At 47.4% G+C, this 26783-nt stretch carries 27 protein-coding genes, 1 pseudogene, 1 riboswitch and 1 other annotated feature; of the genes and pseudogenes, 8 read left to right on the top strand and 20 right to left on the bottom strand.

Going from position 1 to position 26783, the window contains the following annotated elements:
• Nucleotides 1–7: 7 nt before the first annotated feature.
• The 5 genes and pseudogenes from V7126_RS14855 to V7126_RS14875 all read right to left on the bottom strand — a co-directional run bounded on the left by V7126_RS14855 (nucleotide 8) and on the right by V7126_RS14875 (nucleotide 5523).
• Nucleotides 8–1513, bottom strand: a complete 1506-nt coding sequence (locus tag V7126_RS14855) for an extracellular solute-binding protein (RefSeq protein WP_046129317.1) — start codon at nucleotides 1511–1513, stop codon at nucleotides 8–10.
• An 18-nt stretch (nucleotides 1514–1531) separates the two neighbouring features.
• Nucleotides 1532–2410: a carbohydrate ABC transporter permease gene (locus tag V7126_RS14860; protein WP_046129318.1), complete on the bottom strand. Its 879-nt coding sequence runs from the start codon at nucleotides 2408–2410 to the stop codon at nucleotides 1532–1534.
• 147 nt (nucleotides 2411–2557) lie between these two features.
• Nucleotides 2558–3311, bottom strand: a pseudogene (locus V7126_RS14865) (NAD-dependent epimerase/dehydratase family protein).
• 18 nt (nucleotides 3312–3329) lie between these two features.
• Complete coding sequence (locus V7126_RS14870) at nucleotides 3330–4217, bottom strand: dienelactone hydrolase family protein (protein ID WP_046129319.1); 888 nt, start codon at nucleotides 4215–4217, stop codon at nucleotides 3330–3332.
• Between the two features lie 58 nt (nucleotides 4218–4275).
• Entirely contained in the window at nucleotides 4276–5523 is a 1248-nt protein-coding gene (locus tag V7126_RS14875) for an APC family permease (RefSeq protein WP_231947380.1), read from the bottom strand.
• 126 nt (nucleotides 5524–5649) lie between these two features.
• Here V7126_RS14875 and V7126_RS14880 point away from each other — a divergent pair, with 126 nt between their 5' ends.
• On the top strand, nucleotides 5650–6543 hold the full coding sequence (locus V7126_RS14880; protein ID WP_046129320.1) for a LysR family transcriptional regulator: 894 nt from the start codon (nucleotides 5650–5652) through the stop codon (nucleotides 6541–6543).
• 4 nt (nucleotides 6544–6547) lie between these two features.
• On the opposite strand, the gene V7126_RS14885 is transcribed toward V7126_RS14880, so the two are convergent.
• The 6 genes from V7126_RS14885 to V7126_RS14910 all read right to left on the bottom strand — a co-directional run bounded on the left by V7126_RS14885 (nucleotide 6548) and on the right by V7126_RS14910 (nucleotide 13374).
• Nucleotides 6548–6952 carry a VOC family protein gene (locus tag V7126_RS14885; protein WP_046129321.1) on the bottom strand — a complete coding sequence of 135 codons (405 nt, stop codon included), beginning with the start codon at nucleotides 6950–6952 and terminating at the stop codon, nucleotides 6548–6550.
• A gap of 122 nt (nucleotides 6953–7074) precedes the next feature.
• Entirely contained in the window at nucleotides 7075–9489 is a 2415-nt protein-coding gene (gene leuS, locus V7126_RS14890) for a leucine--tRNA ligase (protein WP_046129322.1), read from the bottom strand.
• A gap of 112 nt (nucleotides 9490–9601) precedes the next feature.
• Nucleotides 9602–9813 (bottom strand) — a binding site (T-box leader).
• A gap of 102 nt (nucleotides 9814–9915) precedes the next feature.
• Nucleotides 9916–10245, bottom strand: a complete 330-nt coding sequence (locus tag V7126_RS14895; RefSeq protein WP_128748408.1) for a DUF4257 domain-containing protein — start codon at nucleotides 10243–10245, stop codon at nucleotides 9916–9918.
• Between the two features lie 216 nt (nucleotides 10246–10461).
• On the bottom strand, nucleotides 10462–11631 hold the full coding sequence (locus V7126_RS14900) for an MDR family MFS transporter (protein ID WP_046129324.1): 1170 nt from the start codon (nucleotides 11629–11631) through the stop codon (nucleotides 10462–10464).
• A 156-nt stretch (nucleotides 11632–11787) separates the two neighbouring features.
• Nucleotides 11788–12228 (bottom strand): hypothetical protein, encoded by a 441-nt coding sequence (locus V7126_RS14905; RefSeq protein WP_046129325.1) that lies wholly within the window; start codon nucleotides 12226–12228, stop codon nucleotides 11788–11790.
• A gap of 324 nt (nucleotides 12229–12552) precedes the next feature.
• Complete coding sequence (locus V7126_RS14910) at nucleotides 12553–13374, bottom strand: MetQ/NlpA family ABC transporter substrate-binding protein (protein WP_046129327.1); 822 nt, start codon at nucleotides 13372–13374, stop codon at nucleotides 12553–12555.
• Between the two features lie 55 nt (nucleotides 13375–13429).
• Nucleotides 13430–13535, bottom strand: a riboswitch (SAM riboswitch).
• Between the two features lie 104 nt (nucleotides 13536–13639).
• Between V7126_RS14910 and V7126_RS14915 the strand changes: the two genes are divergently transcribed.
• Complete coding sequence (locus V7126_RS14915; RefSeq protein ID WP_175076625.1) at nucleotides 13640–14320, top strand: sunset domain-containing protein; 681 nt, start codon at nucleotides 13640–13642, stop codon at nucleotides 14318–14320.
• Between the two features lie 28 nt (nucleotides 14321–14348).
• On the opposite strand, the gene V7126_RS14920 is transcribed toward V7126_RS14915, so the two are convergent.
• The 7 genes from V7126_RS14920 to V7126_RS14950 form a co-directional block, all read right to left on the bottom strand.
• On the bottom strand, nucleotides 14349–15680 hold the full coding sequence (locus tag V7126_RS14920) for an ABC transporter permease (RefSeq protein ID WP_335497687.1): 1332 nt from the start codon (nucleotides 15678–15680) through the stop codon (nucleotides 14349–14351).
• Nucleotides 15670–16368, bottom strand: coding sequence for an ABC transporter ATP-binding protein (locus V7126_RS14925; RefSeq protein ID WP_175076623.1), 699 nt, complete (start codon nucleotides 16366–16368; stop codon nucleotides 15670–15672). Before V7126_RS14925 ends, V7126_RS14920 begins: the two co-directional genes overlap by 11 nt.
• Before the next feature lie 23 nt (nucleotides 16369–16391).
• Nucleotides 16392–17366 carry an ABC transporter permease subunit gene (locus tag V7126_RS14930; protein ID WP_335497688.1) on the bottom strand — a complete coding sequence of 325 codons (975 nt, stop codon included), beginning with the start codon at nucleotides 17364–17366 and terminating at the stop codon, nucleotides 16392–16394.
• Complete coding sequence (locus tag V7126_RS14935; protein ID WP_335497689.1) at nucleotides 17360–18238, bottom strand: ABC transporter ATP-binding protein; 879 nt, start codon at nucleotides 18236–18238, stop codon at nucleotides 17360–17362. Before V7126_RS14935 ends, V7126_RS14930 begins: the two co-directional genes overlap by 7 nt.
• The gene (locus V7126_RS14940; RefSeq protein WP_046129333.1) at nucleotides 18231–18623 is read right to left on the bottom strand and encodes a GntR family transcriptional regulator; all 393 of its coding nucleotides are present in this window, start codon (nucleotides 18621–18623) and stop codon (nucleotides 18231–18233) included. The genes V7126_RS14935 and V7126_RS14940 overlap by 8 nt, the downstream gene beginning before the upstream one ends.
• A 47-nt stretch (nucleotides 18624–18670) precedes the next feature.
• Nucleotides 18671–18811: a hypothetical protein gene (locus tag V7126_RS14945; protein ID WP_335497690.1), complete on the bottom strand. Its 141-nt coding sequence runs from the start codon at nucleotides 18809–18811 to the stop codon at nucleotides 18671–18673.
• 114 nt (nucleotides 18812–18925) lie between these two features.
• On the bottom strand, nucleotides 18926–19204 hold the full coding sequence (locus V7126_RS14950) for a YtzC family protein (RefSeq protein WP_046129334.1): 279 nt from the start codon (nucleotides 19202–19204) through the stop codon (nucleotides 18926–18928).
• A 154-nt stretch (nucleotides 19205–19358) separates the two neighbouring features.
• On the opposite strand from V7126_RS14950, the gene V7126_RS14955 reads away from it, so the two are divergent.
• The 3 genes from V7126_RS14955 to gltP all read left to right on the top strand — a co-directional run bounded on the left by V7126_RS14955 (nucleotide 19359) and on the right by gltP (nucleotide 22342).
• Nucleotides 19359–20327, top strand: a complete 969-nt coding sequence (locus V7126_RS14955; protein ID WP_335497691.1) for a TIGR01212 family radical SAM protein — start codon at nucleotides 19359–19361, stop codon at nucleotides 20325–20327.
• Nucleotides 20324–20908 carry a tRNA (mnm(5)s(2)U34)-methyltransferase gene (locus V7126_RS14960; RefSeq protein WP_335497692.1) on the top strand — a complete coding sequence of 195 codons (585 nt, stop codon included), beginning with the start codon at nucleotides 20324–20326 and terminating at the stop codon, nucleotides 20906–20908. Before V7126_RS14955 ends, V7126_RS14960 begins: the two co-directional genes overlap by 4 nt.
• Before the next feature lie 183 nt (nucleotides 20909–21091).
• On the top strand, nucleotides 21092–22342 hold the full coding sequence (gene gltP, locus V7126_RS14965) for a glutamate-aspartate/proton symporter GltP (RefSeq protein WP_335497693.1): 1251 nt from the start codon (nucleotides 21092–21094) through the stop codon (nucleotides 22340–22342).
• Between the two features lie 39 nt (nucleotides 22343–22381).
• On the opposite strand, the gene V7126_RS14970 is transcribed toward gltP, so the two are convergent.
• Both V7126_RS14970 and V7126_RS14975 read right to left on the bottom strand, forming a co-directional pair.
• Complete coding sequence (locus V7126_RS14970; protein ID WP_046129338.1) at nucleotides 22382–23461, bottom strand: tetraprenyl-beta-curcumene synthase family protein; 1080 nt, start codon at nucleotides 23459–23461, stop codon at nucleotides 22382–22384.
• Between the two features lie 14 nt (nucleotides 23462–23475).
• Nucleotides 23476–24261 carry an alpha/beta hydrolase gene (locus V7126_RS14975; RefSeq protein ID WP_335497694.1) on the bottom strand — a complete coding sequence of 262 codons (786 nt, stop codon included), beginning with the start codon at nucleotides 24259–24261 and terminating at the stop codon, nucleotides 23476–23478.
• Nucleotides 24262–24315: 54 nt separating this feature from the next.
• On the opposite strand from V7126_RS14975, the gene V7126_RS14980 reads away from it, so the two are divergent.
• From V7126_RS14980 to V7126_RS14990, 3 genes are all read left to right on the top strand, one after another.
• Nucleotides 24316–24834: a gamma carbonic anhydrase gene (locus tag V7126_RS14980; RefSeq protein WP_046129340.1), complete on the top strand. Its 519-nt coding sequence runs from the start codon at nucleotides 24316–24318 to the stop codon at nucleotides 24832–24834.
• Nucleotides 24835–25028: 194 nt separating this feature from the next.
• A complete protein-coding gene (locus tag V7126_RS14985) occupies nucleotides 25029–25541 on the top strand; it encodes a phosphatase PAP2 family protein (protein WP_046129342.1) in 513 nt (170 codons plus the stop codon).
• 58 nt (nucleotides 25542–25599) lie between these two features.
• Nucleotides 25600–26730: a glycosyltransferase family 4 protein gene (locus tag V7126_RS14990; protein ID WP_335497695.1), complete on the top strand. Its 1131-nt coding sequence runs from the start codon at nucleotides 25600–25602 to the stop codon at nucleotides 26728–26730.
• Nucleotides 26731–26783: the final 53 nt, after the last annotated feature.

Genomic DNA, 26783 nt, shown 5'->3' on the forward strand with positions numbered 1-26783 from the left:
CCTGTATTTATTTCTCCGATTTTTTATATGCTTCTTCATATTCTTCAATCACTTGGTCTCCGCCGTTTGTCCGCCATTTTTCGACCGCATTGTCAAACTGGCTTTCGTCCATTTTGCCAAGGATAAATTGGTATGTCGCATCATCGATGATCTTTTGCAGTTCATCTCCCCTTTCAGATGCAGCCGGAGAGTACAGGCTTTCAGCAGGATTGGAGACGATGATGTTTTCGTTGTCCTCTGTCAGCTCTTCATATTTGGTGCGCAGCGGATCTCCCGTGTTTTTTAAGTATGCTTTATCAATGCCGACAAGGGAGACGAGCGGCTGAATTTCCGCCTGCCAATCTTTCAGCTTGTCATCGATCCGTTTGAAATGATCCTTGTCTTCTTTTTTGTAATGGACGCCTTCGATTCCGTATGTCATCAGACTGTAGACATCCTCTTCTGCGATCCTGTCAAAAAAGGCCAGAATCCGTTTCAGCTCTTTTTCGCTTTTCACGCTCGTTTTCGGAAACGCAAAAATACCGTTGTGCCCGCCTGATGCCCAGACGCGCTCTTTTCCGTCAGGGCCCTTGATGCGGTTGATGATATCGAGCTCCATCTTGTCGTCAACCGACTGATCCCTTAAATTGACGGCATCGACCATATTCCCGACGTAAATCCCGGCTTTCCCCTGAGAAAACATCTCCTGCTGCTGCGTTTTGCTTGTCACCGGAAAGTCTTTATTGATGAGTCCTTCATCATACAGCTTTTTCATGTATTTCATCGTTTCCTTATATTCCGGCGTCATGAAATCGGGTGTAAATGTGCCGTTTTCTTCTTTCCAGTCCGTCGGCATTCCCATGTAGGATCCCAATGTTTTAAACGCTCCGTAGATCAAATCGTTTCTGTCGGCAAGCCCGATCGTATCCTTTTTCCCGTTTTGGTCGGGATCTTTTTCAGTAAACGCCTTTGCCGTCTCGTACAACTCATCGAGCGTCTGCGGCGTTTTCAGGCCGAGATTGTCAAGCCAGTCTTTGCGGATGACGATTCCTTGCCTTGATAACGGGCGCTCCCTGTAAATGCCGTACAGTTTACCGTCAATGGAGGCATTTTTATTGATCAGCTTATTCATCTTGCTCAAATTCGGATAATCCTTCAAATAAGGTCCGACTTCCCAAAACATGCCTGACCTGAAGGCGTTCATAACCGATGAATTTTTGATATCCTGGATGGTGACGACTTTCGGAAGATTGCCGGCGGCAAGCGCGGAATTCAGGCGGTCTTCCTTCACCGCGTCAGGCACCCACATCAAATCGAGCTTTGTGTTTGTGAGCTTTTCGATCTTTTTAATCGCCGTGTCCTTCGGCGGCTGCTGATGATAGAGAATCACCATCCAGCTCAGATCCAAAGGAGAGTTGGGATCGACCTTTTCTTCCTTCGAAGAGGCCTGCTCCGCTCCTTTGTTCGAACAGCCAAACAATCCTCCCGCTAAAAGCGCGAACGCGGCCATCGGGATCAGCCATTTTTTCCCCATACATTGTCCCCCTCGTTTTTAACCTTTAATAGACCCTAATAACGCACCTTTTGCAAAATGTTTTTGAATGAACGGATAGACGAGCAGCACCGGAATTGTCGCGACGACAATCACCGCCATTTTAATCGTTTGCTCAGGCGGCGCCGCTGCTGCTCCCATTTCCGTCATATCCCCCTGCATGCCGCTTGAGACGATGACGATCTGCCTGAGCAGAACCTGTATCGGCCATTTCGTCGCATCGCTCAAATACAGAATCGCCTGCATGTACGTATTCCAATAGGTGACGGCATAAAACAGCGAAATCGTGGCAATCGCCGGCAAAGATAAGGGCAGAATGATACGGAAAAAGATCCCCAGATCATTGCCCCCGTCGATTTTCGCAGATTCTTCCAAACTGGACGGAATGTTTTGAAAAAAGTTTTTTAGAATAATCAGGTTAAAAGCATTAATGGCGCCCGGAAGTATCAGAGACCAATAGGAATCAAGCAATCCGAGCGATTTCACGACGAGAAACGTCGGGATCATCCCGCCGCTGAAGAGCATCGTAAAGACGACCAAAAACATCAGCACACGCCTGCCCATCAGTTCCTTTCTCGACAAGCCGTATGCCATCAGCGAGGAAAGGAACATGCTGACGGCTGTTCCCACGGCTGTTACGAGAATGGAAATGATCAAGCTTCTGTACACGATGTCAGTCGAAAAAATGTACCTGTACGCATCCAATGAAAACGTGGTCGGAAACAATATGAACTTTTTCGAAATGACCTCTTCCACCGTTGCAAAAGAGGCGGCTATCACATGGATAAACGGCAGCACGCAAACGAGGCCGAATCCGGTTAAAAAAGCGTAATTCAACACATCAAACACGCGGCTTCCCGCGGAATGTCTGATCGCCATTTCCCCCCTCCTTTTTTGTAAGCGCTGTCAAAAAATTACGATATCGTGTCTAAAATGTAGCAAAAGGAGGGGAGAAGCGTCTATAATCATTTTGTGAGCAGGAATGCGAAAACAAAGAAAAAGATCATCGCCTTAGAAGATGATACGTCAGTCTTTTTTCAAAAGGTCAGCCGAATTGACTTTCGGCTCATACCCTAATTCGCGGACGGCGGATGTGATCGACCACGGCCGGTCCGGATTGTCGCTGACGGCATAATATGTACCATACGTTTTATCGGCTTCAATCGCACATTTAAATATGCCGACGAGGTCCTTCTTGGACAGCAGCGTTTTTTTCGTCCTCGGCTTTGTCAGCAGCGCTTCTTTTTCGTTTTCGACCGCCGTGCCGATCCGCAAATTGATGACGGAAACCGGGGCGCCTGAATGATGCGAAAACAGGTATCCCAGGTTTTCTGAGGCCAATTTCAGCAAGCCGTACAGGCTTTTTGACAGCGGATAATCTTCCGTCTGAATCGGTCTTTTAAGCAAAGACACGCCATTTTGCTCATAAACGTCTGTGACATGGTTGCTGCTTGCAAAAATGACTTTCGGCACGCCGCGTTGCACTGCGGCCATAAGCATCGTATACGTCGCGTTAAAAAAGATGTCTGTCATTTTTTCAAATTCTTGCTTGTCAAGAAGATTGCCGGTCGGTTTGACGGCGAGAAGGTTGATCAGCGCATCGGTGTCTTCAGGGATGGCCTTCACCGTTTCGTGCATCAGCCTGGATAAACCTTGCAGGCAGCTCTTCTTCAGGCTTTTTTACATCCATTACCGCCAGATCGTATCCTTCATCAGACAGCCCGCGGATCAATATGCGCCCGACCGTCCCGCTTCCCCCGACAATCGTTACCTTCTTCACCAATAATCATCCTCCTGTTCACAGCCATGTTTTCAAAAAATCGATCGCTTTCTGCCTCATTGCGGCGGTTTCCAAATGCCCCGAATGGGAGCGAAACATTTCATAGCGTTCACCCGCGTTTTTTTCTTTATACACGGAGGTCAATGATTTCTCGATGATATCAATCCCCATGACGGGAGTGAGCTTATCCGCCGTTCCGACGAGGCTCAAGTGGGGCCTCGGAGCAATCAGGCTCTGAATCTGTGCGGTTGAAACATGCTTTACGAGCCCTGGTACATATGAATACAGATTGTGCCTGTCCAAATTCTGCGTCTTGATTAGCGTTTCGCTGTCAACCTGGCTGCATATATCGACGCATGCGCTGATGCGTGCGTCCAGCGCCGCCGTCCACCAGGCCATCAAACCTCCCATTGACATCCCGAGCGCAGCCATTCGGCCAGTATCGGTGTCATCCCGCGTCTCAAGATAATCAAGGGCCCGGATGCTGTCATACACCATCATCCCCCACATCACCCGCCCGGTCCAGAGCATCTCTTTAAAAATCTCGCTCTCCGTTTTCCCCCGCCTGTCTCCGAAAGCCCAATGGTCGATGGCGAGCGCCGCAAACCCGAGAGATGTCAGCTCCTCGGCGTATGGAGGCCTTTCCAAATACTCCGCGCCTTCGATCAGCTCCTTCCTTCCCCTTTCGTATCGCCCGCCGTGGGAATGGCAATAGAGCACGACCGGCAGTTTGCCTTGCGCCTGTTTCGGCTTCACAAAATAGGCCGGAACGGTCTCGATGCCGTTTAACCCTAGCAATAGCGTTTCAAGAATGAACGAATCCTTTTCTTCTTTTTTAAGAGTTTTCGCCTGAATCTCCTTTTGATCCGGCAAATCGCCGAGCAGCCTGAGCAATTGTCCGCGCATCACATGTCTCCTTTCTTCACCTCTTCATGGTTACATAAATACGATTTGAAAGGGGCTTTCACCTGTTTTTCAGGTAATATTTAAACCTCGTGTCTTTTAAAGGACCGCTGCGAAGGGCAAAAATAACGGTCGCGAACATGACAAAACACAAGATCGGAAGCGATGAAAACAACAGAAGAAGCGAAAAACAGCCGATCAAAAAAACGCAAATCGCTTTATAAACAAAACCGCTCAACAGCCGGTATGCTGCAAAAAGGCCGCAGAGTGAATGGCAGATAAAAAAGGCGTTTGCGATAGCGACGAGCGTGTCGACATTGACGGCATGAAAAAACAAACAAACGAAAACACTTGCGTGTACAGCGAAAATCAAGCCAAGCGCTGCGATCGGCTTATCGTCCTTCGTTCTGTACGCAAGGACGCCTGCTGTCTGCGAGGATATTAATCTGGCGGCTCCCCCGACGACAAGCAAATACGTGCTCATGCACAATACAGAGGTGACCGCGGCGATGACGGCTAATGCGTACGGGCCGAACAGCGGCGTTAAAATGAGCGTAAGCTTCAGCTGGCCGCTTTGAAAACGGCCCGGATCGATCCACTGGGCGGCTCCGGCTACTGCAAGATACACGAGTGTAACCGTCAGCCCGTTGATCACGACAGCACGCGGAATCACCTTCCTTCTGTCTTTTACCTCCATGCTGTAGTTTCCGATCATTTCCCAGCCGACCAAAGCCCAAAACAGCAGCAGCAAACCATGGCCAAAATCGGCAAGCCGAAAAGCCCCTTCGATCAGCGGCCCTTCCCTGAAAAAAGGAATCGACGTGAAGCTCCCTACAAGCAAGAGAACCGCCGCCGTACTTGAAAAGACGAACGAAACCTTTCCCACAAACGAAATGCGAAAGCACAGCACAACGAGGCAAATGATGAACAGCAAAAGGCCGTAAGCTTCAGTTGAAACCGCAGAACCGGCCGCGATCGAGTGAATATACTGGCCGGCCGTCATGAGTACGGCCGCGGGGCCAAAGCTTGCTGCAGTGATAAAATAGAAGACTGCCAGTTTTTTCGCCCGAATGCCGAACGCTTTTTCAGCCGCATAAGCTATACCCGCATCGTTTGGAAATTCAATGCTCAATATCGCAAAAATCCGCGCAAACAAAAACCCGGCTCCCATCATAAACAGCCAGGCAAATATCGCATAGTCCCCCGCTATCTCATGAACCATCGGCGGCAGCAGAATAACACCTGAGCCTAAAATCGGCCCCGTCATCAAACCGCTTAGCAATAAAGACCCCAGTTTTTTCTCTTTCACCTAAACACAATCCCTTCTAAACGATTTAAAATGATTGTAATCTCATTTATTAAATCAGTAAAATAGATAGTAATGATCCATAACTTCGGATTTTTCGATATTAGAAAAAAAGGAGACCTGACACAGATGGAAATCCGCCACTTGAAAACATTCAAAACCATCGTCGAAATCGGGGGATACACCCGTGCGGCAGATTATTTGGGCTATGCACAATCGACGGTGACTTCCCATATACAGGCGATTGAACAAGAATTGAGAAAGCCGTTATTCTATCGTTTAGGAAAAAAGATGCTGCTTACGGAAGCGGGGAAACATCTCCTTCCTTATGCGACGGAGATGATCGAGCTGTATGAAAAAGCGAGGTACATTTCTGCAGACGACGAGCAGCCCTCCGGAAACCTTATCATCGGCGCTTCCGAATCGTTAACCGTCTACAGGCTGCCGACGATCCTTCACGAATATAAAAGCAAGTATCCGCAGGTGACAGTGACGCTGAAGTCTTCAACATGCTGGCAGCTGAGGGATGAGTTGAGACAGGGGAAAATCGATGTCGCTTTTTTGCTGGATGAAGAGCGGAACGAAGAGGATCTCCATATTGAAAAACTCGTGGACGAGCCGATGGTGTTCATCTTTCCAAAGGGGCATCCGGCAGGGAAAACCGATTATCAGCATTTGGCATTCAGCACAAATGAGACGTTTTTATATACGGAGCACGGGTGCAGCTACAGAGACTTTTTTGAAGAATATTTGCATAATCAAGGCGTCGTCACCGATAAGACGATGGAATTTTGGAGCGTAGAGGCCATTAAACAGTGCGTCATGTGCGGGCTGGGCGTCTCTCTCCTCCCGATGATCACAACCCGTACTGAAATCAGCGAACAAAAGCTTGAGGGCATCATGGTCAAAGACGCCCTCTTTTCTACCCAAATGAGTTATCATAAAAACAAATGGTTCTCTCCGGCGATGACCGCCTTTACAGAAATCGTCCGCAGTCAGGCGGAAAAGTGGCGCGAAGCATAGCCGGCTAAATTCCTTCCGTGTTCATCAGCACGATCCGCCAGCCGTCGGGATCTTCGATCGTTACGCCTTTTTCTTCCCAATACGGGTTTTCCGGAGGCACCTCTTCATACCCCATGTCAGACAACCTCTTTGCAATCGTTTTGATTTGCTGAAAATCAGGGATGTAAAAAACGAGAAGGTTGTCTTTCGTCGGGGCGGGACACGGGCTCCCGTTTTCGTGTGACGTGAATTCAAGGTGATACAGGGAATTCGGCAGGCCGAACATCGCGCCATCGTAGCCGGCATGCCCGGAAAACTCACCGATCCTTTGTAAACCGAGACCTTTCTCGTAAAAGGCGATGACCTCTTCAAAACGGTCTGTCGGTCTTGCGATTCGTACCTGCACGGCGGAAAAATCGGCAAACTTCATATTCATCAGCTCCTTTACCTCATTGTAATACATGGACGAAACGGCTGAAATCAAACATAAGCCTGAAAAGATCCAAGGCTTAGGATCGAAAAAAACCCCTTCGCGGAGGAAGGGGTTTTGCTTTAGTTTGCGACAATATTGACAAGCTTGCCCGGAACGGCGATCACTTTTCTGACCGTTTTTCCTTCAAGCTGTTCTTTTACTTTTTCGTTGTTTTTGGCCAGTTCCTCAAGCTGTTCTTTGTTTGCGTCAGCCGGAACATTTAACTTGGCTTTTACTTTCCCGTTCACCTGAACGACGATTTCAACCTCATCATCGACAAGCTTCTCTTCGTCATAGACAGGCCATGCTTCATATGCGATCGTGCCTTCATGGCCGAGACGGCTCCAAAGCTCTTCAGCAAGGTGCGGCGCGACAGGAGAAAGCAGTTTCACAAAGCCTTCCATATATTCTTTCGGAAGCTTGTCCGCTTTATATGCTTCATTGATAAAGACCATCAGCTGGGAAATTCCCGTATTGAAGCGCAGCCCTTCGAAATGATCTGTCACTTTCATTACCGTTTCATGGTAGACACGCTCAAGCGTTTCGCCTGCTCCTTCCGTAATCTTGCTGCTCAATTCGCCATTGTCGTCGATGAACAGGCGCCATACGCGGTCAAGGAAGCGGCGCGCACCGTCAAGGCCTTTCGTAGACCAGGCAATCGAAGCGTCGAGCGGCCCCATGAACATTTCATACAAACGAAGCGTGTCTGCCCCGTGCGTCTTGACGATTTCGTCCGGATTGACGACATTGCCTTTTGATTTGCTCATTTTTTCATTGTTTTCGCCGAGAATCATTCCCTGGTTGTAGAGCTGCTTAAACGGCTCTTTTGTCGGCACGACTCCGATATCATAAAGGAATTTATGCCAGAATCGCGCATACAATAAGTGAAGAACGGCGTGTTCTGCGCCTCCGATATACATATCGACAGGAAGCCATTTCTTTAATTTTTCAGGAGACGCGAGTTCATTCGGATTTTTCGGATCAATATAGCGCAGGAAGTACCAGCAGCTGCCGGCCCACTGCGGCATTGTATTCGTTTCACGTCTTCCTTTTTTGCCTGTTGCAGGGTCTGTTACTTCGACCCATTCTTTAATGTTGGCAAGCGGCGATTCTCCCGTACCGCTCGGCTTGATTTCAGACGTTTTCGGCAAGATAAGCGGCAGCTCTTCTTCAGGAACCGGGGTGGATGTGCCGTCTTCCCAATGGATGATCGGAATCGGCTCGCCCCAATAGCGCTGGCGGCTGAACAGCCAATCGCGGAGGCGGTATGTCACTTTTTTCTCGCCTTTGCCGTTCTCTTCAAGCCACTCGATCATTTTTTCGATCGCAGCCGCTTTGTCGAGACCGTTCAGAAAATCGGAGTTGATATGCTCGCCGTCGCCTGTATACGCTTCTTTTTCAACGTTTCCGCCTTTGACGACTTCTTTGATCGGGAGACCAAATACCGTTGCGAATTCATGGTCGCGTTCATCATGGGCCGGAACCGCCATGACCGCTCCTGTTCCGTATGTAGCCAGGACATAATCGGCGATCCAGACCGGAATTTTTTCTCCGCTCGCCGGATTAACCGCATAAGCGCCTGTAAAAACGCCTGTCTTCGTTTTTGCCAAATCGGTGCGCTCAAGATCGCTCTTTGACTGAACTTCCGCAATATAAGCGTCGACCGCATCTTTTTGTTCAGGCGTCGTGATCTTTTGGACCAGATCGTGTTCAGGAGCTAGTACGGCGTACGTCGCACCAAACAGAGTGTCGGGACGGGTCGTGAAAACCGTAAACATGGCGTCCTGGCCGTCGATTTCAAAATGAACGTGTGCACCTTCAGAACGGCCGATCCAGTTGCGCTGCATTTCTTTAATGCTCTCCGGCCAGTCGAGCTCTTCAAGGTCTTCGAGCAGACGGTCGGCGTATGCCGTAATTCTCAGCATCCATTGCTTCATCGGACGCCTTTCGACAGGATGACCGCCGCGTTCGCTCTTTCCGTCGATGACTTCTTCGTTGGCGAGAACGGTTCCGAGCGCCGGACACCAGTTCACAGGCACTTCATCTACATAAGCGAGGCCTTTTTCATAAAGCTTTAAGAAAATCCACTGTGTCCATTTATAGTAGTCAGGATCTGTCGTATTGACTTCCCTGTCCCAGTCGTACGAAAAGCCGAGCGCCCTGATCTGGCGGCGGAAATTATCGATGTTCTGCTTCGTAAAGACGGCAGGATCATTCCCCGTATCGAGCGCGTACTGCTCAGCCGGAAGCCCGAATGCATCCCAGCCCATCGGATGCAGGACGTCATATCCCTGCATGCGCTTCATGCGCGAGAGAATGTCCGTCGCGGTATAGCCTTCCGGATGGCCGACATGCAGGCCTGCTCCGGACGGGTACGGGAACATATCCAGAGCATAAAACTTCGGTTTGGATGTATCTTCAAGCGTGGCAAAAGTCTTGTTTTCAAGCCAATAGTCCTGCCACTTTTTCTCGATTTTTTGATGATCAAAACTCAATTGTAAAAACCTCCTTTGAATGTACGTACGGCATCCTTGCATACAAGTATGGACGGGACCGGCATCGTGATATTCAGATTATTCCAAAATCAAAAAAACTCTCCCATCCCTAAGAAGGGACGAGAGATTCGACTTCCCGCGGTACCACCCTTGTTAGTGTACATTCGTACACTCACTTGATATCTTTAACGCAGATGCACGGCAGCAGCTCATCACTGCTGCAACTCTGAGGCGAGTTCGGAAGCCCAACCTGATTGACTTTCACCAGCCGTCAACTCTCTGTGGCAGATGGGGCTTCTTACTGCTCCTCTTCACTGTTCTTGCCGTAACCGTAATCTTATCTGTATTTTATAGAATTCTGTTCATAAGTGCAAGCAGGTTTGTATACAATGGGAATGTGCTGAAAAAAGGGTAAGAGTGAGGATCTTAATCGTGTGGAGAATCGTTTTGCCGTCCGGAGTTTTGTACATTTGCCTGCTGTTCTCTGACAAAGTCAAAGCTTCTCAATACAGCTTCACCGCCGTAGCCTGCAACAATGGATAAAACCACGAGCTGAATTCCGGAGTCAGGTTCCGCAGATAAAACAAGCAAAATAGAGGCAACCATGCCGACAAGAATATCTTCAAAAAAACCGAGGTAAATAAATCGTTTCGTCGTTCTCGGTTTCTCGAGCCGTCCTCTTTTTTTAATGTGCCCGAGAACCCCCATAATCCCTCCAATCAAACAAGCAACCAAAACTTGATGCAGCATCTTCATCACCTTCCTAAAGCCCTTAGATTCGTCAAGCGACTTCAGGCCATCGAGCAGCCCCCCTAGAACCCTTTGCGATGATATTCGATACTACTACAGAAAATGTGTTCTGTCTCTGAGGAAAAAAAAGCTTGTTTCTTCCATTATATGTGAAGAACTAGGTAATAATCTTGATTCCTTCGATTCATTTTCACATAATTACAATTACCTATTTTTTCTATATCAAACAGAGAGCTGCTTTTCCTTTCGGCCATATAAATATGCTGTTCCTATGCTGATCATCAGCAAAACGAGCAGAACAGCCAATAATGCCTGCATGCTGAAAAAATCAACGATCATTCCGCCGAACAGCGGCCCGATCATTCTTCCTCCTGTCGCCATGCTGTTGACGAAGCCTTGGTAAAACCCTTCTTTCCCCCGCGGTGCGAGGCGGTTTGCGATCGTCGGAACAGCCGGCCAGACGAGCATTTCCCCGAGCGTCAGCACGATCATCGCGCCGAGGAAAACCCGGAAAGATTCAGCGGCAAACAGCATGCCGTAAGCAAACATAAAAATGATGAATCCGCTCACGATTTGTTTTTTTAGCGAACTGGCGAATCTGTGGACAAACATTCCGGTAAGCGGCTGACCCAGGACGATGAGCGCACCGTTGACCGTCCATAGCAGACTGTACTGCCCGAGCGATATGCCGAGATCCTGCGTATGTGAAGCGATCGTTGAAGACCATTGGGAATAAGCGACCCAGCCGAGAAGATAGCCCGTACATACGAGCATGAGGGCTGAAAATCTTGATTTTCCGCTTGCGCCGGCAGCATGATCTACAACGGATGACTGTACTGCACGTTCTGTGCGGATATGTCTGAATCCAAAACATGCAATCGCGAAAAAAACGGCATAAAGCATCGCATTCGCAAAAAAGACGTAAGCGAATGAAAATGATGCAACGACTCCCCCAAGCGCGGAACCGACAGCGACCCCGGCATTTTGCGCTACATACACGGCATTAAAAGCCTTTCTGCCGCCTTCGGGCCAAACCGCTCCGGCCATTGCGTAGCATGCCGGAAACACAACACCCGACCCGAATCCGACAGCTGTCAACAAGAGGATATAAGCCGTCCAGCCATGAAAAAACACGAGGGCGGAAAGGCTGACAAACGTGATCACGATTCCGATAATGACGGATTTGAAACCGCCGATTTTATCAAACAAATAACCGCCGCATAAATTTCCGATGACATTGGCTCCGGAGTTGAGCATCAATACAAATCCGGCTGCGGTTAACGATTTCCCTAAATGGTCGTGAATATAGATAGTGTTCAAAGGCCACAAAAAAGAAGACCCCGTTACATTGATAAACATCCCGATGATCAGCATCCATAACGTACGCGGCACTGTGTTTTCCTTCTTTCTGATTTTCGTTCCTTCTAGATTCTATTCGTTTTGGCCATTTTTTTCAATGGAGGGAATTCGGTTTTCCTTCATAAAAAAACCCCTTTTTAGAAAGGGTATTTTTTATAATATTCAGAAAAATACTTTAATCTCCGCTGCTTAGATGGGGCGGGGTTTGTATTCAGGGTCCGGGCCATCGTGGATTTTTATCCTGTCCGGCTCAGCACCGCTCCCGTCCCGCGGATGTTTTACAGTTCCTGGCTGTTCGAATGCCGGCGGACGTTCAGCCCCGTTTCTTACGTCCATTGGCGAACCCGGCTCCCCCATAAAACAGCCGGTTTTTTTGTCATGTTTCTTATTTTGAAATTCCGCAAACACCCCGTTTTGAAACTGACCGGCGTAAGGCTTTTCCCCGCGATTCGGCTGAAAGAATGCCGCAAATCCAGCCGTTTTTGCGGACTGAATATCAAAATACTGTTCTTCAGCAGAACCGATTTTAATCGTCCGGCTGCCGCTTTCTGTTCCGTTTGCACATGAAATGATGAGCGTAATCACTCCTGCCACCCCAAGCGCGCCTGTTAAGGCCGAAAATTTTATCACGTCAAACGCCTCCTATCATAAAAAAGCGGAAAAAGTTCGCAGATTCGGGAGAACCGGTCCATATTGAATCGATCATAATAATCGGAATTTCAGCTTTCCTTTTTTCTATCGGCGATTTCGCACTTCGTTTTATATGCAATCTGTTTTTCGGCGGTTCTCCCGCTCCCCTGGAAAACGTCGTCCTATGGAACAGAAAGCGAAGAACGAAAAAAAGCCGGCAAGATGCCGGCTCCCTGAGGCTGTCCGATGACATGTATGTCTTGAGATTAGAAACCGGCACAGCGGCATCTACGTTGCCGTTAGAAGCTGTATGTTCGCATGCCGCTATTCGGTCATCCATTTCGGCTTTCCGAATCCGGCGAATTCTTTGTCGATCGTTTTTTCGAAAGCCTCCGATTTGACCGCTTCTTTTAAATCTTTGGCGAATGGTTTATCTTTGTTTTTTCCGTCGACAACGATTTGGTTGCGGTAGCGGTCAGGCATGTTTTCAAGCGCAAGGGCATCCTGCAACTTCATGCTGGCAGACAGGGCGAAATTGCCCGGTACGGCGGCGATGTCAAGATCTTCAACCGCCCTTGGCAGGTTGGCGGATTCGAGCTGCTTAAACGTCAGCTTTTTCGGATTGTCCGTGATATCGCGTTCAGAAGCTTTCAATGTATCGATGCCGTCCTTCAGCTTGATCAATCCTTGATCCTTAAGCGTTAAAAACGCCCTGGCAGCGTTAGCCGGATCATTCGGTATAGCTACTTGTGCCCCCGCCTTGACCTCTTTTAGCGATTTATACTTGGATGAGTACAGACCCATCGGTGCGGTCGGCACCGAAATCAGAGCGGCGAGATCTTTGTTGTTTTCCTTATTGTAAGCTTTCATAAAGACTTCATGCTGAAACAAATTGGCGTCAAGCTCGCCTTCCGTCAATGCCGTATTCGGCTGCACATAATCTGTAAATTGAACGACATCCACTTGATAGCCTTTTTTCTCAAGCTCAGGCTTAATCGCTTTTGTGACCATATCGTAATAAGGGCCTGCGGTTGCACCGATTTTAATCGCCTTGCTTCCGTTTGCCGCGCTGTTTCCGCATGCGGCAAGAAGGGCAAGTGTTCCCGCCAATGCAAGTGTTCCCCACAATTTTGTCCATTTCTTCATTCCAATCTCCTCCTCAACATAAAAAAACTCTTCCAGTCCGCCTGAAAGAGTCGATCACTTATCTTTCAGAATGCGTCTGACATTCTGCTGGATTTAGCACCTTGCTTATGCAGGTTGCTGAGATTTCACAGGGCCAGTCCCTCCATCTCTCTTCATAAGTTACATATTTGATTCCCTTCATTTTACGTATGAATATTGAGATTTGCAAGAACTTTTTCAACTTAATGAGTTAAAATATGAATACAAGAAGAAAGGAGACCCAAAAATGGAATTTTTCTATGCAATCGGATTTTTTTCCATCATTTTTTCGCTCGGCTATGCCGTTTTTCATTTGATCAGAAAAAAGTTCTTTTCGCCTGACAAACGATTCTCCAAAAAAATCTTTTACCCCTTTCTGATAGGCGGCTTTCTCCTTTGCGCCGCGACAACACCGTATACGGATCAGGAGACATATGCCGGGGAAAAGGAAACGAAAGAACAGACGGCTCAGATCAAAGAATTGACGTCTGAGAAAACGTCTCTTTCAAATGAAATCAAATCTTTAAAAGAGCAGATTCAAAAAACGAATGAAACATTGGCTTCCGTAAAAACGGAGAACGAAACGCTAAAAAAAGAAAATGAGAACCTGCTCAAAGAAAAGGACAAGCTCGCGGAAGATAAGAAATCAGCAGAGAAAAAACTGGCAAGCGTCCAAAAGAACAGCGCAAAAACGAAGCAGGCCCAGGCAGACAATCGAACAGAAGCTTCTTCAGCCGGGCAGAGCAAAAGCTCAGGCTCTTCCAAAAAGACCGCAGAGCACAGTCAGGAGTGCAACATTAAGGGGAGCGTCAACAAAATTTATCATACGCCTGGAAGTACATACTATGACCGCACGAAAAACGTCGTTCAATGGTTTTGTTCTGAACAGGAAGCACAAGACGCGGGATACAGACCGCCAAAACGCTAAAAAAGCCGGCACGCTGCCGGCTTTCTTTCTATAATTCTCTTCTTAACGCTGTCAGCACGTTCGTTCTCGTCGCTTTGACGGCCGGATTCAATCCTGACAGAATCGCAACCCCCATACTGATGACAGTCGCGATGATGACAAGGCTCACCGGAATATAGGAGAACGTGATGCTGAAATCCTGTGCAGTCCCTTCGCCTTGGGAAACCGATGACAAAATCACCGGGAGAAGCCTGTTCACCAGGAAGCTGACACCGTATGAGATGATAACGCCGAATACAGATCCGATGAAACCGATATAGGCGCTTTCCATTAAAAACATTTTGCGGATGACGTTCGGACTCGCACCGATCGCTTTCATAATTCCGATCTCCTGGGTCCGCTCCGTGACGGCCATTGTCATCGTGTTGAAAATTCCGATCGCAGAAATCAATACGGCAATCACCCCGACGAAAATCAGTCCGATTTTAAAAGCCATAAAAAGCAGATTGACGCTGTCCAGCTTTTTCGTGACAGAATCGACGAAGAATCCTTTATCTTCCAAATCTTTTGTGAGCTGATCGACGTGTTCAAAGTTGTCCGCATAGACTGTCAGTTCTTTTTCTATATCACCGCTGTCTTTATCCGCTTTCAGAAAATCGGTAATCCCTTTCTGCATGTCATTGCTGATATAGACGCTGGAATCGCTGACCCAATCGTAAGAAGGTTTTTCCATTACCCCGACAACCTTAAAGTCATACGTTCTTTCCTTGCTTTTTTCTCCTGTCTTTTCATCTATCTTCTCAATCTTTAATTCTATCGTCTTGCCGAGAATATCTTTTTCATATCCTTTAGGTTCTTTTACATCATCTGGATTGCTTTCTTGCTGCTTTTGATATTCTTTCGCTTCTTTTTTCGTCCACAGCTGCTTGCCGAAATGATAGCCGACGACGATTTCATTCGGCGATTTCGCCACGCGTCCGCGATCCAGCTTGATGTTCGCTTTTTGCTCCGCAGCCATGTCAGTAAGTATAAAATAACCGATTTGCCCATTGGTCCGGTTACCAAATTTGGCTTCTACAGGCGACATCACTCTTGTACGTTCTATAACGGCTGCTACATCGCCGCGTTTTTCAAAGTCTTTTAAATCTTTCTTCTGAACCGGTTTGTCGCCTTGCCCTTCTTTTCCTGCGACATCGATTTTCGTGACAACCTGATCTCTCATCAATTGCTCGGTCATCGACTTTTGCAGCCCGAAGCCGACGGAGGCGAGCACGATTAAAAACGTGCAGGCCACCGTTGTCGCCAGTATTGTCATAAACACCCTGAGGCGGTTTTTCTTCATGTTTCTTCTGATGAATTTCAGCTGGTCCTTAAACTTCAACAGTCTCTTCCCCCTTCTCCAAAACCCCGTCAAATAAACGAAATTTCGTATCTGCGATCGACGCCACCTCGTCATCGTGGGTAATCATAATGAACGTGATGCCTCTTTCTCTGTTCAGCTGCTTGATGAATCCGAGGATTTCCTGCTCTGTTTCGGAATCAAGGCTTCCCGTCGGCTCGTCCGCCAAAATGATCGACGGGTTTAAAATCAAAGCCCGCGCGATGCTGACGCGCTGCTGCTGTCCTCCGGAAAGCTCGTTCGGATAATGGCCTGCATGGTTTTCAAGGCCGACGCGGCGCAGCATGTCATTCACCCTTTGCTTGCGCTCCGCCGGACGAACGCCTTTTAATGTAAGGGGCAGCTCGACGTTTTCAAACGTCGTCAAACTCGGAATCAGCTGAAAGCTTTGAAAGATAAAGCCGAAATGTTCAAGGCGGAACTCCGCCCACTCTTTTTCGCTGAATCCCGTCACATCCCTCCCGCCAATCATGATCTTTCCTTCTGTCGGCGCAATATAGCCGGAAATCAGGTTTAACAGCGTCGATTTCCCTGAACCGCTTCGCCCGACGATACAGGCGATTTCCCCTTTTTGGACGGTAAGCGAGACGTCCTTCAATACTTTGATTTCGTTTTCCCTTCCTTTTTTTCCGATTTTGAATGAGTGGTGAATATGTTCTATGGTAATCATTTTCTCTATCTCCTCTCCGAGGTTTACAGTCTCGTTTTTTTGAAAATCAAGAAGTAGCTGAGCAAAAATCCGACAACCGAGCCGATGATCATCCCTATGATGTAGCTTATAATGTTTTCTGAGGCGGCCAGGCCAAAACCGAAGATGCCGAATAAAATGACGAGAATCTGAATCGGTCTCTCCATCTGCCTCCATAAGAAAAAGTGTCCGTTTCTCTCAACCGGCTGTTTCAAAAAACAGAAATAGCCAATCACATAAAACAGAACGCCCATAATAAGCGGAATGAACATAACCAGCCTGTTTTCATCCAAAATGCCGAAATGATTGAGATATATAATCGGTGTGATATAACCTAACAAGTCCAAATCCATAAAAACACCGCTGTCAACCATTCCGAAAAAACGGAGAATAACCTGAATATTGGATATCGGCAGCCCGATGAGCAAATACGGCAGAATAGACGCCGAAAAAGCAACGACCAGCTGTCCCAATATGTTGCCTGTCATCGTCCCGGCCGCCATCACCAAAGAATAAACCATAAAACTGAAAAACATGGCGCCTATAAAAAGGACGTGAAAATTATGCACCTCCGGCTTCAGCACGGTGACCATCAAGTATGAGAGTAAGTACGATAATAATTGCGCTGACAAAAGAACAGATGCGCCAAACACAAACTTTGTCTGAAAAACCGTGCCCCGCTTATAAGGAAGACTTAATGTGAAATCGAGCGTTCCTTTGCTCCGTTCAAAGCCCAACTGGCTGAGTGCAAGGATGACTCCCCCTACCCAAAACATCTGGACAAATGTTCCGGTTGGATATTCTATGATAAACTCGCACTGTAAATCTTTAAAGACTTTTTGATCCTCCAGACACCCCTGATAAGATAAATAACCGTTCAATATTGTAAGCGGCTCGCTGAGCATAATGGCGGCAAAGACGATTAAAAAGAGCCATTGATGCTGCTTCCACTCTTTATAAAGCAATCCGCGGTCTACCATCTTCGCTTCCCTCCAAACTTCGCGATGAATACTTCCTCAAGGCTGACAGGAAGCTCGTTCCACACCTTAGGAGACAAGCTTTTGAGAAACTGCCTGCTTACATCGTCTCCTTTCGGAATGAGCACTGTATAAAACACGCCTGTATGGTCTAAAACAGGTATTTCTCTCTCCCTGATCTTTACATTGACGTCTTCTTCAAACGCCATTTGAATCTTGATGAAGTCTTCTTTCAGATCGTCAAGGTCCATGACGTTTGACAGCGTATTGTCTTCGAGAAAGCCGATCCGGTTGCACATCCGCTCTATATCTTCGAGCCTGTGGGATGTGATCAGAATGGTCGTATTGTGTTCGGCCACTTCATCGACCATCAGCTGAAGGACGTCATGCCTTGTGACCGCATCGATGCCGTCTGTCGGCTCATCAAGCAAAATGACGGCCGGGCGGATGGCAAATGACAAAATGAGCGACATTTGCTTTTTCAATCCTGTCGACAATTCCCGGTATTTTTTAGTTTCAGAAATCCCGTAGCGGTTCATTAATTCGTTTGCATATGTAACATCAAAGTCCGGATATATGCCGCGCAAAATCGCAACGAGCTGTTTGTAGCTGTATTTCTCAAAAAAAGGATTTTGCACCGGCATGTACATGATGTTTCGCTTTACCAACGGGTGATCCTTGATTTTAATGCTGTCGAATAAAATGTCTCCCTCGTCTGGAAGAAGAATCTGCTGGATAAGGCGAAGGAGCGTCGTTTTTCCCGAACCGTTTCTGCCGAGCAATCCGAATATTTCTCCTTCTTCGAGTTTTAAAGAAACGTCTTTGAGCACTTCTTTACCATCGATCGTTTTTGATACATGCTTTAACTCAATCATCTGCCGCGCCTCCTTTCACCTCTTCGCTGATTTCCGCGATCCATTCATATAGCTTCTGAATGTCGATTCCGGCGTAGTGTGCATCGATGATCAGCTGTTTTAACTGCTCTTTCATCATCGTGATCTTCCCTTCATCAAGCGTGACTTTCGCGTTTTCTGAAATGTATGTCCCTCTTCCACGCAACGTTTCGATAATCCCTTCGCGCTCAAGTTCTTTATAGGCTTTGCTTACCGTATTCGGATTTGCAATGATGATCGTCGCAAGCTCTCGGACAGAAGGAAGCTTATCTCCGGGTTTCATTATTCCTTTTAAACAAAGCTCTTTCATCTGCTGAATAATCTGCTCATAAATCGGAGTCGAGCTTCTCGGATCGATTTGGATCATCTATCTCCCTTCTTTCTCATTCAATCTCTTCAATTCATGGGGCCTCTTTAAATCTTCAGAAAAAACGCGCTCCCCATATTTTCCTGAAGCATAAAACCAAGCGTTGCAAGAGCAAACAAGAAAGAGCAGGCGATGATAAACGCCAGTACAACCATTGGCTTCTGTGCTTTTTTATGTTTATCACTCATGAAAGAAAGCTCCTTTCAACTTGTGTATTAATTGTATTACTCGATGTAGTACACTTAATACAATAATTAGACACAAATGATTTGTCAACAATTTTTCCAGAAAAAAAAGACCCTTTAAAAGGGCCTTTCATACGATCTCTCGAGGATCATATTATTTTGAAGGGCTTGCAGCTGAAGCCTTTTGCGGTAAATTTCCTCCCTTTGCTGCGGATTGGCAAACAGTGAGAGTTTATTTAAATCGTTGACTGCATTTTCAAGCATCAGCTGCGCATTGCTGTACTCTGTCTCATTGTAATGTTCCTGCTTGCTCGCAGTTTCAAATTGAGTCAAAGCATAATCGTAAGCATCATCGCTTCTTTGGATGTGTTCTCCGACGGATTGTCTTGTAGCCAAAGAAAACCCCTCCTTAATGGAAAAATTCCATCGCGTTTAGTTTTGCCCTATCCGCCCATGATCAATAAAGAAAATAATGGAGAAATGGATTTGTTCTCATCCGCATTATTTGCTACAATTTTAGGATGCCATCTACTACAAGGAGGAGCCTGATTTGCATCAGAACAACCCTTTTCCGTATACGAACAGCGAAAAACGATATCATACATGGAATTATCACTTAAGAAATCATTTCGGACACAAGGTCTTCAAGGTTGCCCTTGACGGCGGGTTTGACTGCCCGAATCGCGACGGCACGGTCGCACACGGGGGATGCACGTTTTGCAGTGCGGCCGGAAGCGGCGACTTTGCGGGAAATCGTGCAGACGACCTCATCACCCAATTTCATGAAATCCGGAACAGAATGCATGAAAAATGGAAAGACGGCAAATATATGGCCTATTTCCAGGCTTTTACGAATACGCACGCACCTGTCGACGTTCTCCGTGAAAAGTATGAAACCGTCCTCGGTCTTGACGGGGTTGTCGGACTCTCGATTGCGACGCGTCCTGACTGTCTGCCCGATGATGTCGTCGAATACCTTGCCGAGCTGAATGAACGGACATACCTTTGGGTGGAGCTCGGCCTGCAGACCGTTCATGAACGGACGGCCGCTTTAATTAATCGGGCCCATGATTACGAATGTTATGTCGAAGGCGTAAACAAGCTGAGAAAACACGGCATCAGGGTCTGTTCCCATATCATTAACGGCTTGCCGCTCGAGAACTACGATATGATGATGGAGACGGCAAAAGCCGTTGCCGATTTAGACGTACAGGGAATCAAAATCCACTTGCTTCACCTCTTAAAGGGAACACCGATGGTGAAGCAGTATGAGAAAGGCAAGCTGGCGTTTCTTTCCCAGGATGAGTATGTCAAGCTCGTCTGCGACCAGCTTGAAATTTTGCCGCCGGAAATGATCATCCACAGAATTACAGGCGACGGCCCCATCGAATTAATGGTCGGGCCGATGTGGAGCGTCAACAAATGGGAAGTGTTAAACGCCATTAACGGCGAGCTTGAAAAACGCGGCAGCTATCAAGGAAAATGGCACAAAAAAACGAAAGAGGAAGCCATGTCATGAAACTGAAGAAAATCCTTCCATATGCAAAAGAATTGCTGAAAACTGCCGCCGGGGAAGGCGACATCGTCATTGATGCGACAATGGGAAACGGTCATGACACATTCTTTTTGGCCGAGCTGGTCGGGGAGAGCGGCCATGTCTATGCCTTTGACATTCAAGAAGCGGCTCTTTTGAACACGGCCGAAAGGCTTGGAGTCGAGTATAAAGACCGGGTGACACTGATTCAAAAAAGCCATGATGAACTCATCGCTTCGCTTCCTGACGACGTCTCAGGCAAGGTGGCGGCAGCCGTGTTTAACCTCGGGTATCTTCCGGGAGGAGACAAATCGGTGACGACAAAAAGCGAGTCGACCATCGCCAGCATCAAACAGCTGCTCAACATCCTGAAAGATGAGGGCCTGATCGTGATGGTCGTCTACCACGGCCATCCCGAAGGAAAGCGGGAAAAGGACGCCCTGCTCGAATATTGCGCATCACTCGACCAGGATACGTCCCGGGTCCTCTGCTACCAATATTTGAACCAGCGAAACGATCCGCCGTTTATCATTGCAATCGAAAAGAAAAAAGCGGTTCAAAAGTGATAGCCTGAAAATCCTCCGTTTGGAGGATTTTTTTCATTCAAACATAATGTAAGCGATATCAAAATAAAATATGAAACACTTTTTATTTCGGAATTTTCCAAAAAAATATTAAAAAAATGGAGGTGGTTTTGCTCTTTGTCACGAAATTGTTGAAATCACACGTAAAAATACGGAGGGATTCGCTTGAAAAAATTTATCGCTTATCAAATTTTGATCGCACTCGCCATTGGAGCAGTGATCGGACACTTTTTCCCTGATTTCGGAATGGCGCTGCGCCCCGTCGGAGACGGATTTATCCGGCTGATCAAAATGATCGTCGTTCCGATCGTCTTTTCTACAATCGTCATCGGTGCGGCCGGAAGCGGAAGCATGAAAAAAATGGGCAGCCTCGGCATCAAGACGATTATTTGGTTTGAAGTGATCACAACCATCGTGCTCGGACTCGGGCTGCTGTTGGCCAATGTCCTAAAGCCCGGCATCGGCCTTGACCTCTCCCATTTGGCCAAAAAAGATATCGACGAGCTCTCGGGCTACACGGAAAAAGTAGTCGATCTTAAACAAATGATCCTCGATATTATTCCTACCAACATCATTGACGTCATGGCCAGAAACGATCTGCTTGCCGTGATCTTCTTTGCGATACTGTTCGGCGTCGCAGCTGCCGGGATCGGCAAAGCCTCAGAACCTGTCATGACATTTTTTGAGTCTGTTGCCAATATCATGTTCAAGCTGACACAGATGGTAATGGTGACAGCCCCTATCGGCGTGCTTGCCCTTATGGCCGCATCTGTCGGCCAATACGGCATCGAGCTTCTGCTTCCTATGTTAAAATTGGTCGGCACCGTCTTTCTTGGACTGTTTATCGTTCTTTTTGTGCTGTTTCCGCTCGTCGGTCTTATTTTTAAAATTAAATATTTCGAAGTCCTGAAAATGATTTGGGATTTGTTTTTGATCGCGTTTTCCACGACAAGCACGGAAACGGTGCTGCCGCAGCTGATGGACCGCATGGAGAAATACGGCTGTCCGAAACGGGTCGTTTCCTTCGTGGTTCCTTCAGGCTTGTCGCTGAATTGTGACGGCTCCAGTCTGTATTTATCGGTCGCCTGTATCTTTTTGGCGCAGGCATTCAATATAGACATGAGCATATCGCAGCAATTGCTCATGATGCTTGTGCTTGTGATGACAAGCAAAGGGATCGCCGCCGTGCCATCGGGATCGCTCGTCGTCCTTCTGGCAACCGCTAACGCAGTCGGCCTTCCCGCTGAAGGAGTGGCGATTATCGCAGGCGTAGACCGCGTCATGGACATGGCGAGAACAGGCGTTAACGTCCCGGGTCATGCCGTTGCCTGCATTGTTGTTTCAAAATGGGAAAAAAGCTTCCGGTATAATGAGCGCTTTGTGCTTGAAAAACAATATCGGACAGAAAGCCTATAAACATTAAAGCTCAAACCGATGACCGGTTTGAGCTTTTTATTACGAGCTTTTCATCCAAGGCATTTTTTGAATTTTGCGGTATGCCCTGCCGTTAATATAGAAAAAGAAAGACGTTTTGCCGCTCGCTTTGATCAATTTTTTCGCAAGCCGGCCGATTTCCTTCTGGCCCGCTACTTTGTCATCTGACAAATAAACGCCCAACAGGCCCCTGTTGATCAGGCGGTGAAAATTTTCATGCGGGATGCCGCGCAAATGCTCATCCGCCATTTCGATAAAATGCTCAAGCCTTTCCATCATTTCAGAATGTGACGAATAATAGGTGCAAAAGTTCAAGTCTCCGCCGATCAAATCTTCCTCTTGGTCGATCAAATAATCAAGCAAAATGTGCAATCCCTGTATGTACGGAAAATAGCTGTCGCGTATTTTTCCGGCCATCGCTTCTGTAAAGTCCGGCCGGACGGAATACGACACTAAACAAAAAATGCCGAGCGTCGAGCCTGCACACGCTGAAAATTCATACCATTCCATTTCAGGCAAAGCGGATTTGTATTTGTCGAACCAGGCCTCAAGCCGCGGCACGCGTTCGTGTTCAATGACGTGTTTATGGACTTGCAGGTCGCAGTAATAGCTGCAAAGCTCAAGCAGGTGCTCTTTGATCAAGCCGTAGTTTTCGATATCGGCCAGAACGTCCTGGCATGTTTTGACCAGCTCGTGCAAATAGCCGCAGTCTTCTTGATCTTCCCTGAACCGGTAATAGTTTTTCAGCTCCGCGCCGACAGTCAGCGCGTCTTTCATCGATTGGTGAAGCATGGCGAAATCGTCCGGATCAAGCGAAGTGCTGCGGTCGCATAAGTTATCAAGGTAGTCGCTTATCGTCTGATAGGCGGTAATAAACCGGATCGACTGCCTGATCTTCTCTCCTGAAAGAAGCGCCAATATGCCGCCGCCTTCACAGTGAAAGGTTTTTTGCCTGATGCTTGCCAACGCCTGCATTTTCAGCTCAGAGTTTTCAATGTTTTCTGCCTTCGTCCGCCATTTGTCTAATTCCTGATGGACGAGCGGAAAAACCTCTCTGTATACTTTTGCCATTAACCCTAACGGATGCTCCGGTACTGACAAAGAATGCACCTCCATTACGTGATATATTGATCTGCAAACGCTTTTGCCGCTTTAAAAACGTCCTCTCGTTCAGGCTCATTAAAGATCTCGTGATACAAGCCCTCCCATTCCCTGTATGCCTTATTTCGCGATGCAAGCTGATCAAACCATTTGACTGTCATTTTTTTATCGACGATCAAATCTGTGCCGGCCTGCATGACTAGCAAAGGGGTGTTGAGAAACGCATCAGCCGGCTCCAGCGCGCTTTTCATTGCTTTTAATAGCTCTTGATACCATCTGACGGAAACTTTTGTAAAATACAACGGATCATTGTCGGCCATTTCGATGAGTTCTTTATTTCTCGTCGCTTTGTCGGGCGTAATGCCTGATTCGAACGAAAGGGACGGAGCTACGACATTCAGCCCTTTGGAGAGCACGTCCATCAATTTGTTCGGTTTTAGCTTTAATTGCAGCCCGAGACAAGGGGATGATAAAATGAGACCGTTAATGGCATTTTCGTGCTGCTTGAACCACTCAATTGCGACGAGTCCGCCCATGCTGTGCCCGAGGAGAAATACCGGCAGCCGGAACGATTTTGCCTTGTCAATCCATTTGTCTACTTCATCAATATATTCTTGAAACGAGCGTATATGCCCTCTTGTTCTTGTCGATGTGCCCTGTCCGGGCAGATCGTCCATGACGACATGGTATCCGGATGAACGCCACATTTCGGACAGCCATTTATACCGCCCGTGATGCTCACAGGCCCCATGGACAATGACGATTGAAGCAACAGGTCTTTCCGCTTCCACGCAAAACATGCTTGACCACCTCGCGCTATATTTTTAAAACACGTAAATGAAAGGATGGAACTCATGATTTACCCTTATAAAGATACCGAACCGCTCATTCATAAAACGGCGTTTATCGCCGACAACGCGTGCATCACCGGAGATGTTACGATCGGAGAGCACTCAAGCATCTGGTTTTCCTCCGTCATCCGCGGGGATGTCGCACCGGTCCGGATAGGAAAAGGCGTCAATATTCAAGACCTTTCTTGTCTGCATCAAAGCCCGAACCGCCCCCTCTTGATCGAGGATGGCGTGACGGTCGGCCATCAGGTCACATTGCATAGCGCAGTAATTCGAAAGCATGCCCTTATCGGAATGGGATCGATTATCCTCGACGAAGCCGAGATCGGCGAAGGCGCTTTTATCGGCGCTGGAAGCCTTGTCCCGCCCGGGAAAAAGATCCCGCCGTTTCACCTTGCTTTCGGCAGGCCCGCCAAAGTCATTCGTCCGTTAACCGACAGTGACAAACAGGATATGGAAAGAATACGCAAAGAATACATTGAAAAAGGACAATACTACAAGTCCCTTCAACAAAAAGACTAGCTTTGCTACAACTTTACCATTTTTTTCGCCATAAATTAAGCAAAAACCTTTTTCTGCCGTCTGCAGCCTTAGCGCCAGCGGCTTTTTTTCGTTTCCGAAATCTTTACAAATACTTATCATTTGCTAAACATTCATTTTTTACAATAAAAGCGAGCTACCATTCGCCTAAGGGGGTTATTACGCTGAATAAACTGATGATCGGCATGTACAACTTTGAATGCAGAATTTTCCTCGGTATGAACAGCTTGTTCCATCAAAAAGCATTAAATCGTTATTTTCGCTCTTCTACCCATTTAGGGGGAGCTTTTTGTACCATTTTCGCTTCGCTTCTACTGATCGTGTTCGGCGAAGGAAATATTCGCCTTGCCGGAGCCGCCTCTGCACTTGCGCTCCTCGTCAGCCATCTGCAGGTCGTGCTCATCAAAAAGCTTTATCCGAGAAAGCGCCCGTATATGACGCTGAAACAGGCAAAGGTGCTGAACAATCCGTTGAAGGATCATTCCTTTCCATCCGGACATACGACAGCCGTATTTTCTGTAATTACACCGGTAATCGTATTCTTTCCGATACTGGCGCTTTTATTAATCCCGGCCGGAATCACAGTCGGCCTCTCAAGAATCTATCTGGGCCTTCACTATCCGTCAGACGTGCTGGCCGGCATGGTGCTTGGCGTCTCAGCCGGAATCATGTCATGTATGATCATGTGAGAACCGTTTCTTCCAGATTCAGCTAAATGTTAAAAACCAACCATCAGGAGGGGAAACGATGAAAATTGCGATTTTTACCGACACCTTTACGCCCGATGTCAACGGCTGCGCCAGAACGTTAAAGAGGTATACAGATTATCTGGATAAAAAAGGAATTCCGTATAAAGTGTTTGCACCGGAAAGCACGCACGAAACACAGTTTTCGAGCAGCATCCGCCGTTTTGCAAGCTTGCCGTTCTTCCTTTACCCCGAATGCCGGCTCGCACTCCCCAATCTCATCCAAATGAAAGCAGAGCTTCGTGAATTCAGGCCTGACCTCATCCATATCGCGACCCCGTTCAACATCGGCCTGGCGGGGCTGAAATACGCGAAAAAATCGAATATCCCCCTGGTAGGTTCGTATCATACTGACTTTGACCAGTACCTCGCCTATTATGACCTTCACATGTTTTCCAAGCTTTTATGGAAGTATATGCATTGGTTTCATAAATCTTTTCAAAAAATCTTTGTTCCTTCGCACGAAACACTGCGGCAGCTAAAGATGAGGCAGTTCAGAAATCTGTCCATTTGGAAGCGCGGCGTCGACTGCTCTTTATTCAATCCGGCATTTTGCACCGAAAAGGTGCGGGAGCAGTATGGAATAAAGGAAAAATATTTGCTCAGCTATGTCGGCAGGCTCGCACCTGAAAAAGACCTTGAGACGCTGCTTATGACTGCAGACCACCCAACATTGCAAAAGGACGTTCACTGGCTGATCGCCGGAGACGGCCCATTAAAAAAAGAACTTGAAAAACGCGCTCCCGCCAACATGACCTTTGCCGGCTATGTCAAAGGCGAAGAGCTCTCAAGCATTTATGCAAGCTCAGACTTGTTTGTGTTTCCTTCTCCGACGGAAACGTTCGGAAATGCGGCTCTTGAAGCGCTCGCGTGCGGAACGCCGGTGGTCGGGGCAGACTCCGGCGGCCTGAAAGACTTCATTCAGCACGGAAAGAACGGGTTTCTTGCAGAGCCGAAAAACCCTGAAGCCTTTGCCGCATACATTTTAAAAATCCTATCAAACGACGGATTGAAAAAACGGATGGGAGAAGAAGCGCGGAGCTATGCGCTCACACAATCGTGGGACGCCATTTTTGAAAGGCTCCTGTGCGAAGGCGTACTAGCCGAATGTTCCGGAGAAAGGACGGCTTAAAAAAAGAAAAAGGTTTTCGATAAATCGAAAACCTTCAGGCTGTCGAGAAAATC

Source organism: Bacillus sp. JJ675, assembly GCF_036963165.1.
GTDB lineage: Bacteria > Bacillota > Bacilli > Bacillales > Bacillaceae > Bacillus > Bacillus glycinifermentans.

Coding starts and splice junctions, on each gene's coding strand:
- V7126_RS14855 (WP_046129317.1), bottom strand. CDS start 1,513: ATGGGGAAAAAATGGCTGATCCCGATGGCCGCGTTCGCGCTTTTAGCG.
- V7126_RS14860 (WP_046129318.1), bottom strand. CDS start 2,410: ATGGCGATCAGACATTCCGCGGGAAGCCGCGTGTTTGATGTGTTGAAT.
- V7126_RS14870 (WP_046129319.1), bottom strand. CDS start 4,217: ATGCGCGGACAATTGCTCAGGCTGCTCGGCGATTTGCCGGATCAAAAG.
- V7126_RS14880 (WP_046129320.1), top strand. CDS start 5,650: ATGGAAATCCGCCACTTGAAAACATTCAAAACCATCGTCGAAATCGGG.
- V7126_RS14885 (WP_046129321.1), bottom strand. CDS start 6,952: ATGAAGTTTGCCGATTTTTCCGCCGTGCAGGTACGAATCGCAAGACCG.
- V7126_RS14895 (WP_128748408.1), bottom strand. CDS start 10,245: ATGAAGATGCTGCATCAAGTTTTGGTTGCTTGTTTGATTGGAGGGATT.
- V7126_RS14910 (WP_046129327.1), bottom strand. CDS start 13,374: ATGAAGAAATGGACAAAATTGTGGGGAACACTTGCATTGGCGGGAACA.
- V7126_RS14915 (WP_175076625.1), top strand. CDS start 13,640: ATGGAATTTTTCTATGCAATCGGATTTTTTTCCATCATTTTTTCGCTC.
- V7126_RS14925 (WP_175076623.1), bottom strand. CDS start 16,368: ATGATTACCATAGAACATATTCACCACTCATTCAAAATCGGAAAAAAA.
- V7126_RS14930 (WP_335497688.1), bottom strand. CDS start 17,366: ATGGTAGACCGCGGATTGCTTTATAAAGAGTGGAAGCAGCATCAATGG.
- V7126_RS14935 (WP_335497689.1), bottom strand. CDS start 18,238: ATGATTGAGTTAAAGCATGTATCAAAAACGATCGATGGTAAAGAAGTG.
- V7126_RS14940 (WP_046129333.1), bottom strand. CDS start 18,623: ATGATCCAAATCGATCCGAGAAGCTCGACTCCGATTTATGAGCAGATT.
- V7126_RS14945 (WP_335497690.1), bottom strand. CDS start 18,811: ATGAGTGATAAACATAAAAAAGCACAGAAGCCAATGGTTGTACTGGCG.
- V7126_RS14960 (WP_335497692.1), top strand. CDS start 20,324: ATGAAACTGAAGAAAATCCTTCCATATGCAAAAGAATTGCTGAAAACT.
- V7126_RS14975 (WP_335497694.1), bottom strand. CDS start 24,261: ATGTTTTGCGTGGAAGCGGAAAGACCTGTTGCTTCAATCGTCATTGTC.
- V7126_RS14980 (WP_046129340.1), top strand. CDS start 24,316: ATGATTTACCCTTATAAAGATACCGAACCGCTCATTCATAAAACGGCG.
- V7126_RS14985 (WP_046129342.1), top strand. CDS start 25,029: ATGATCGGCATGTACAACTTTGAATGCAGAATTTTCCTCGGTATGAAC.
- V7126_RS14990 (WP_335497695.1), top strand. CDS start 25,600: ATGAAAATTGCGATTTTTACCGACACCTTTACGCCCGATGTCAACGGC.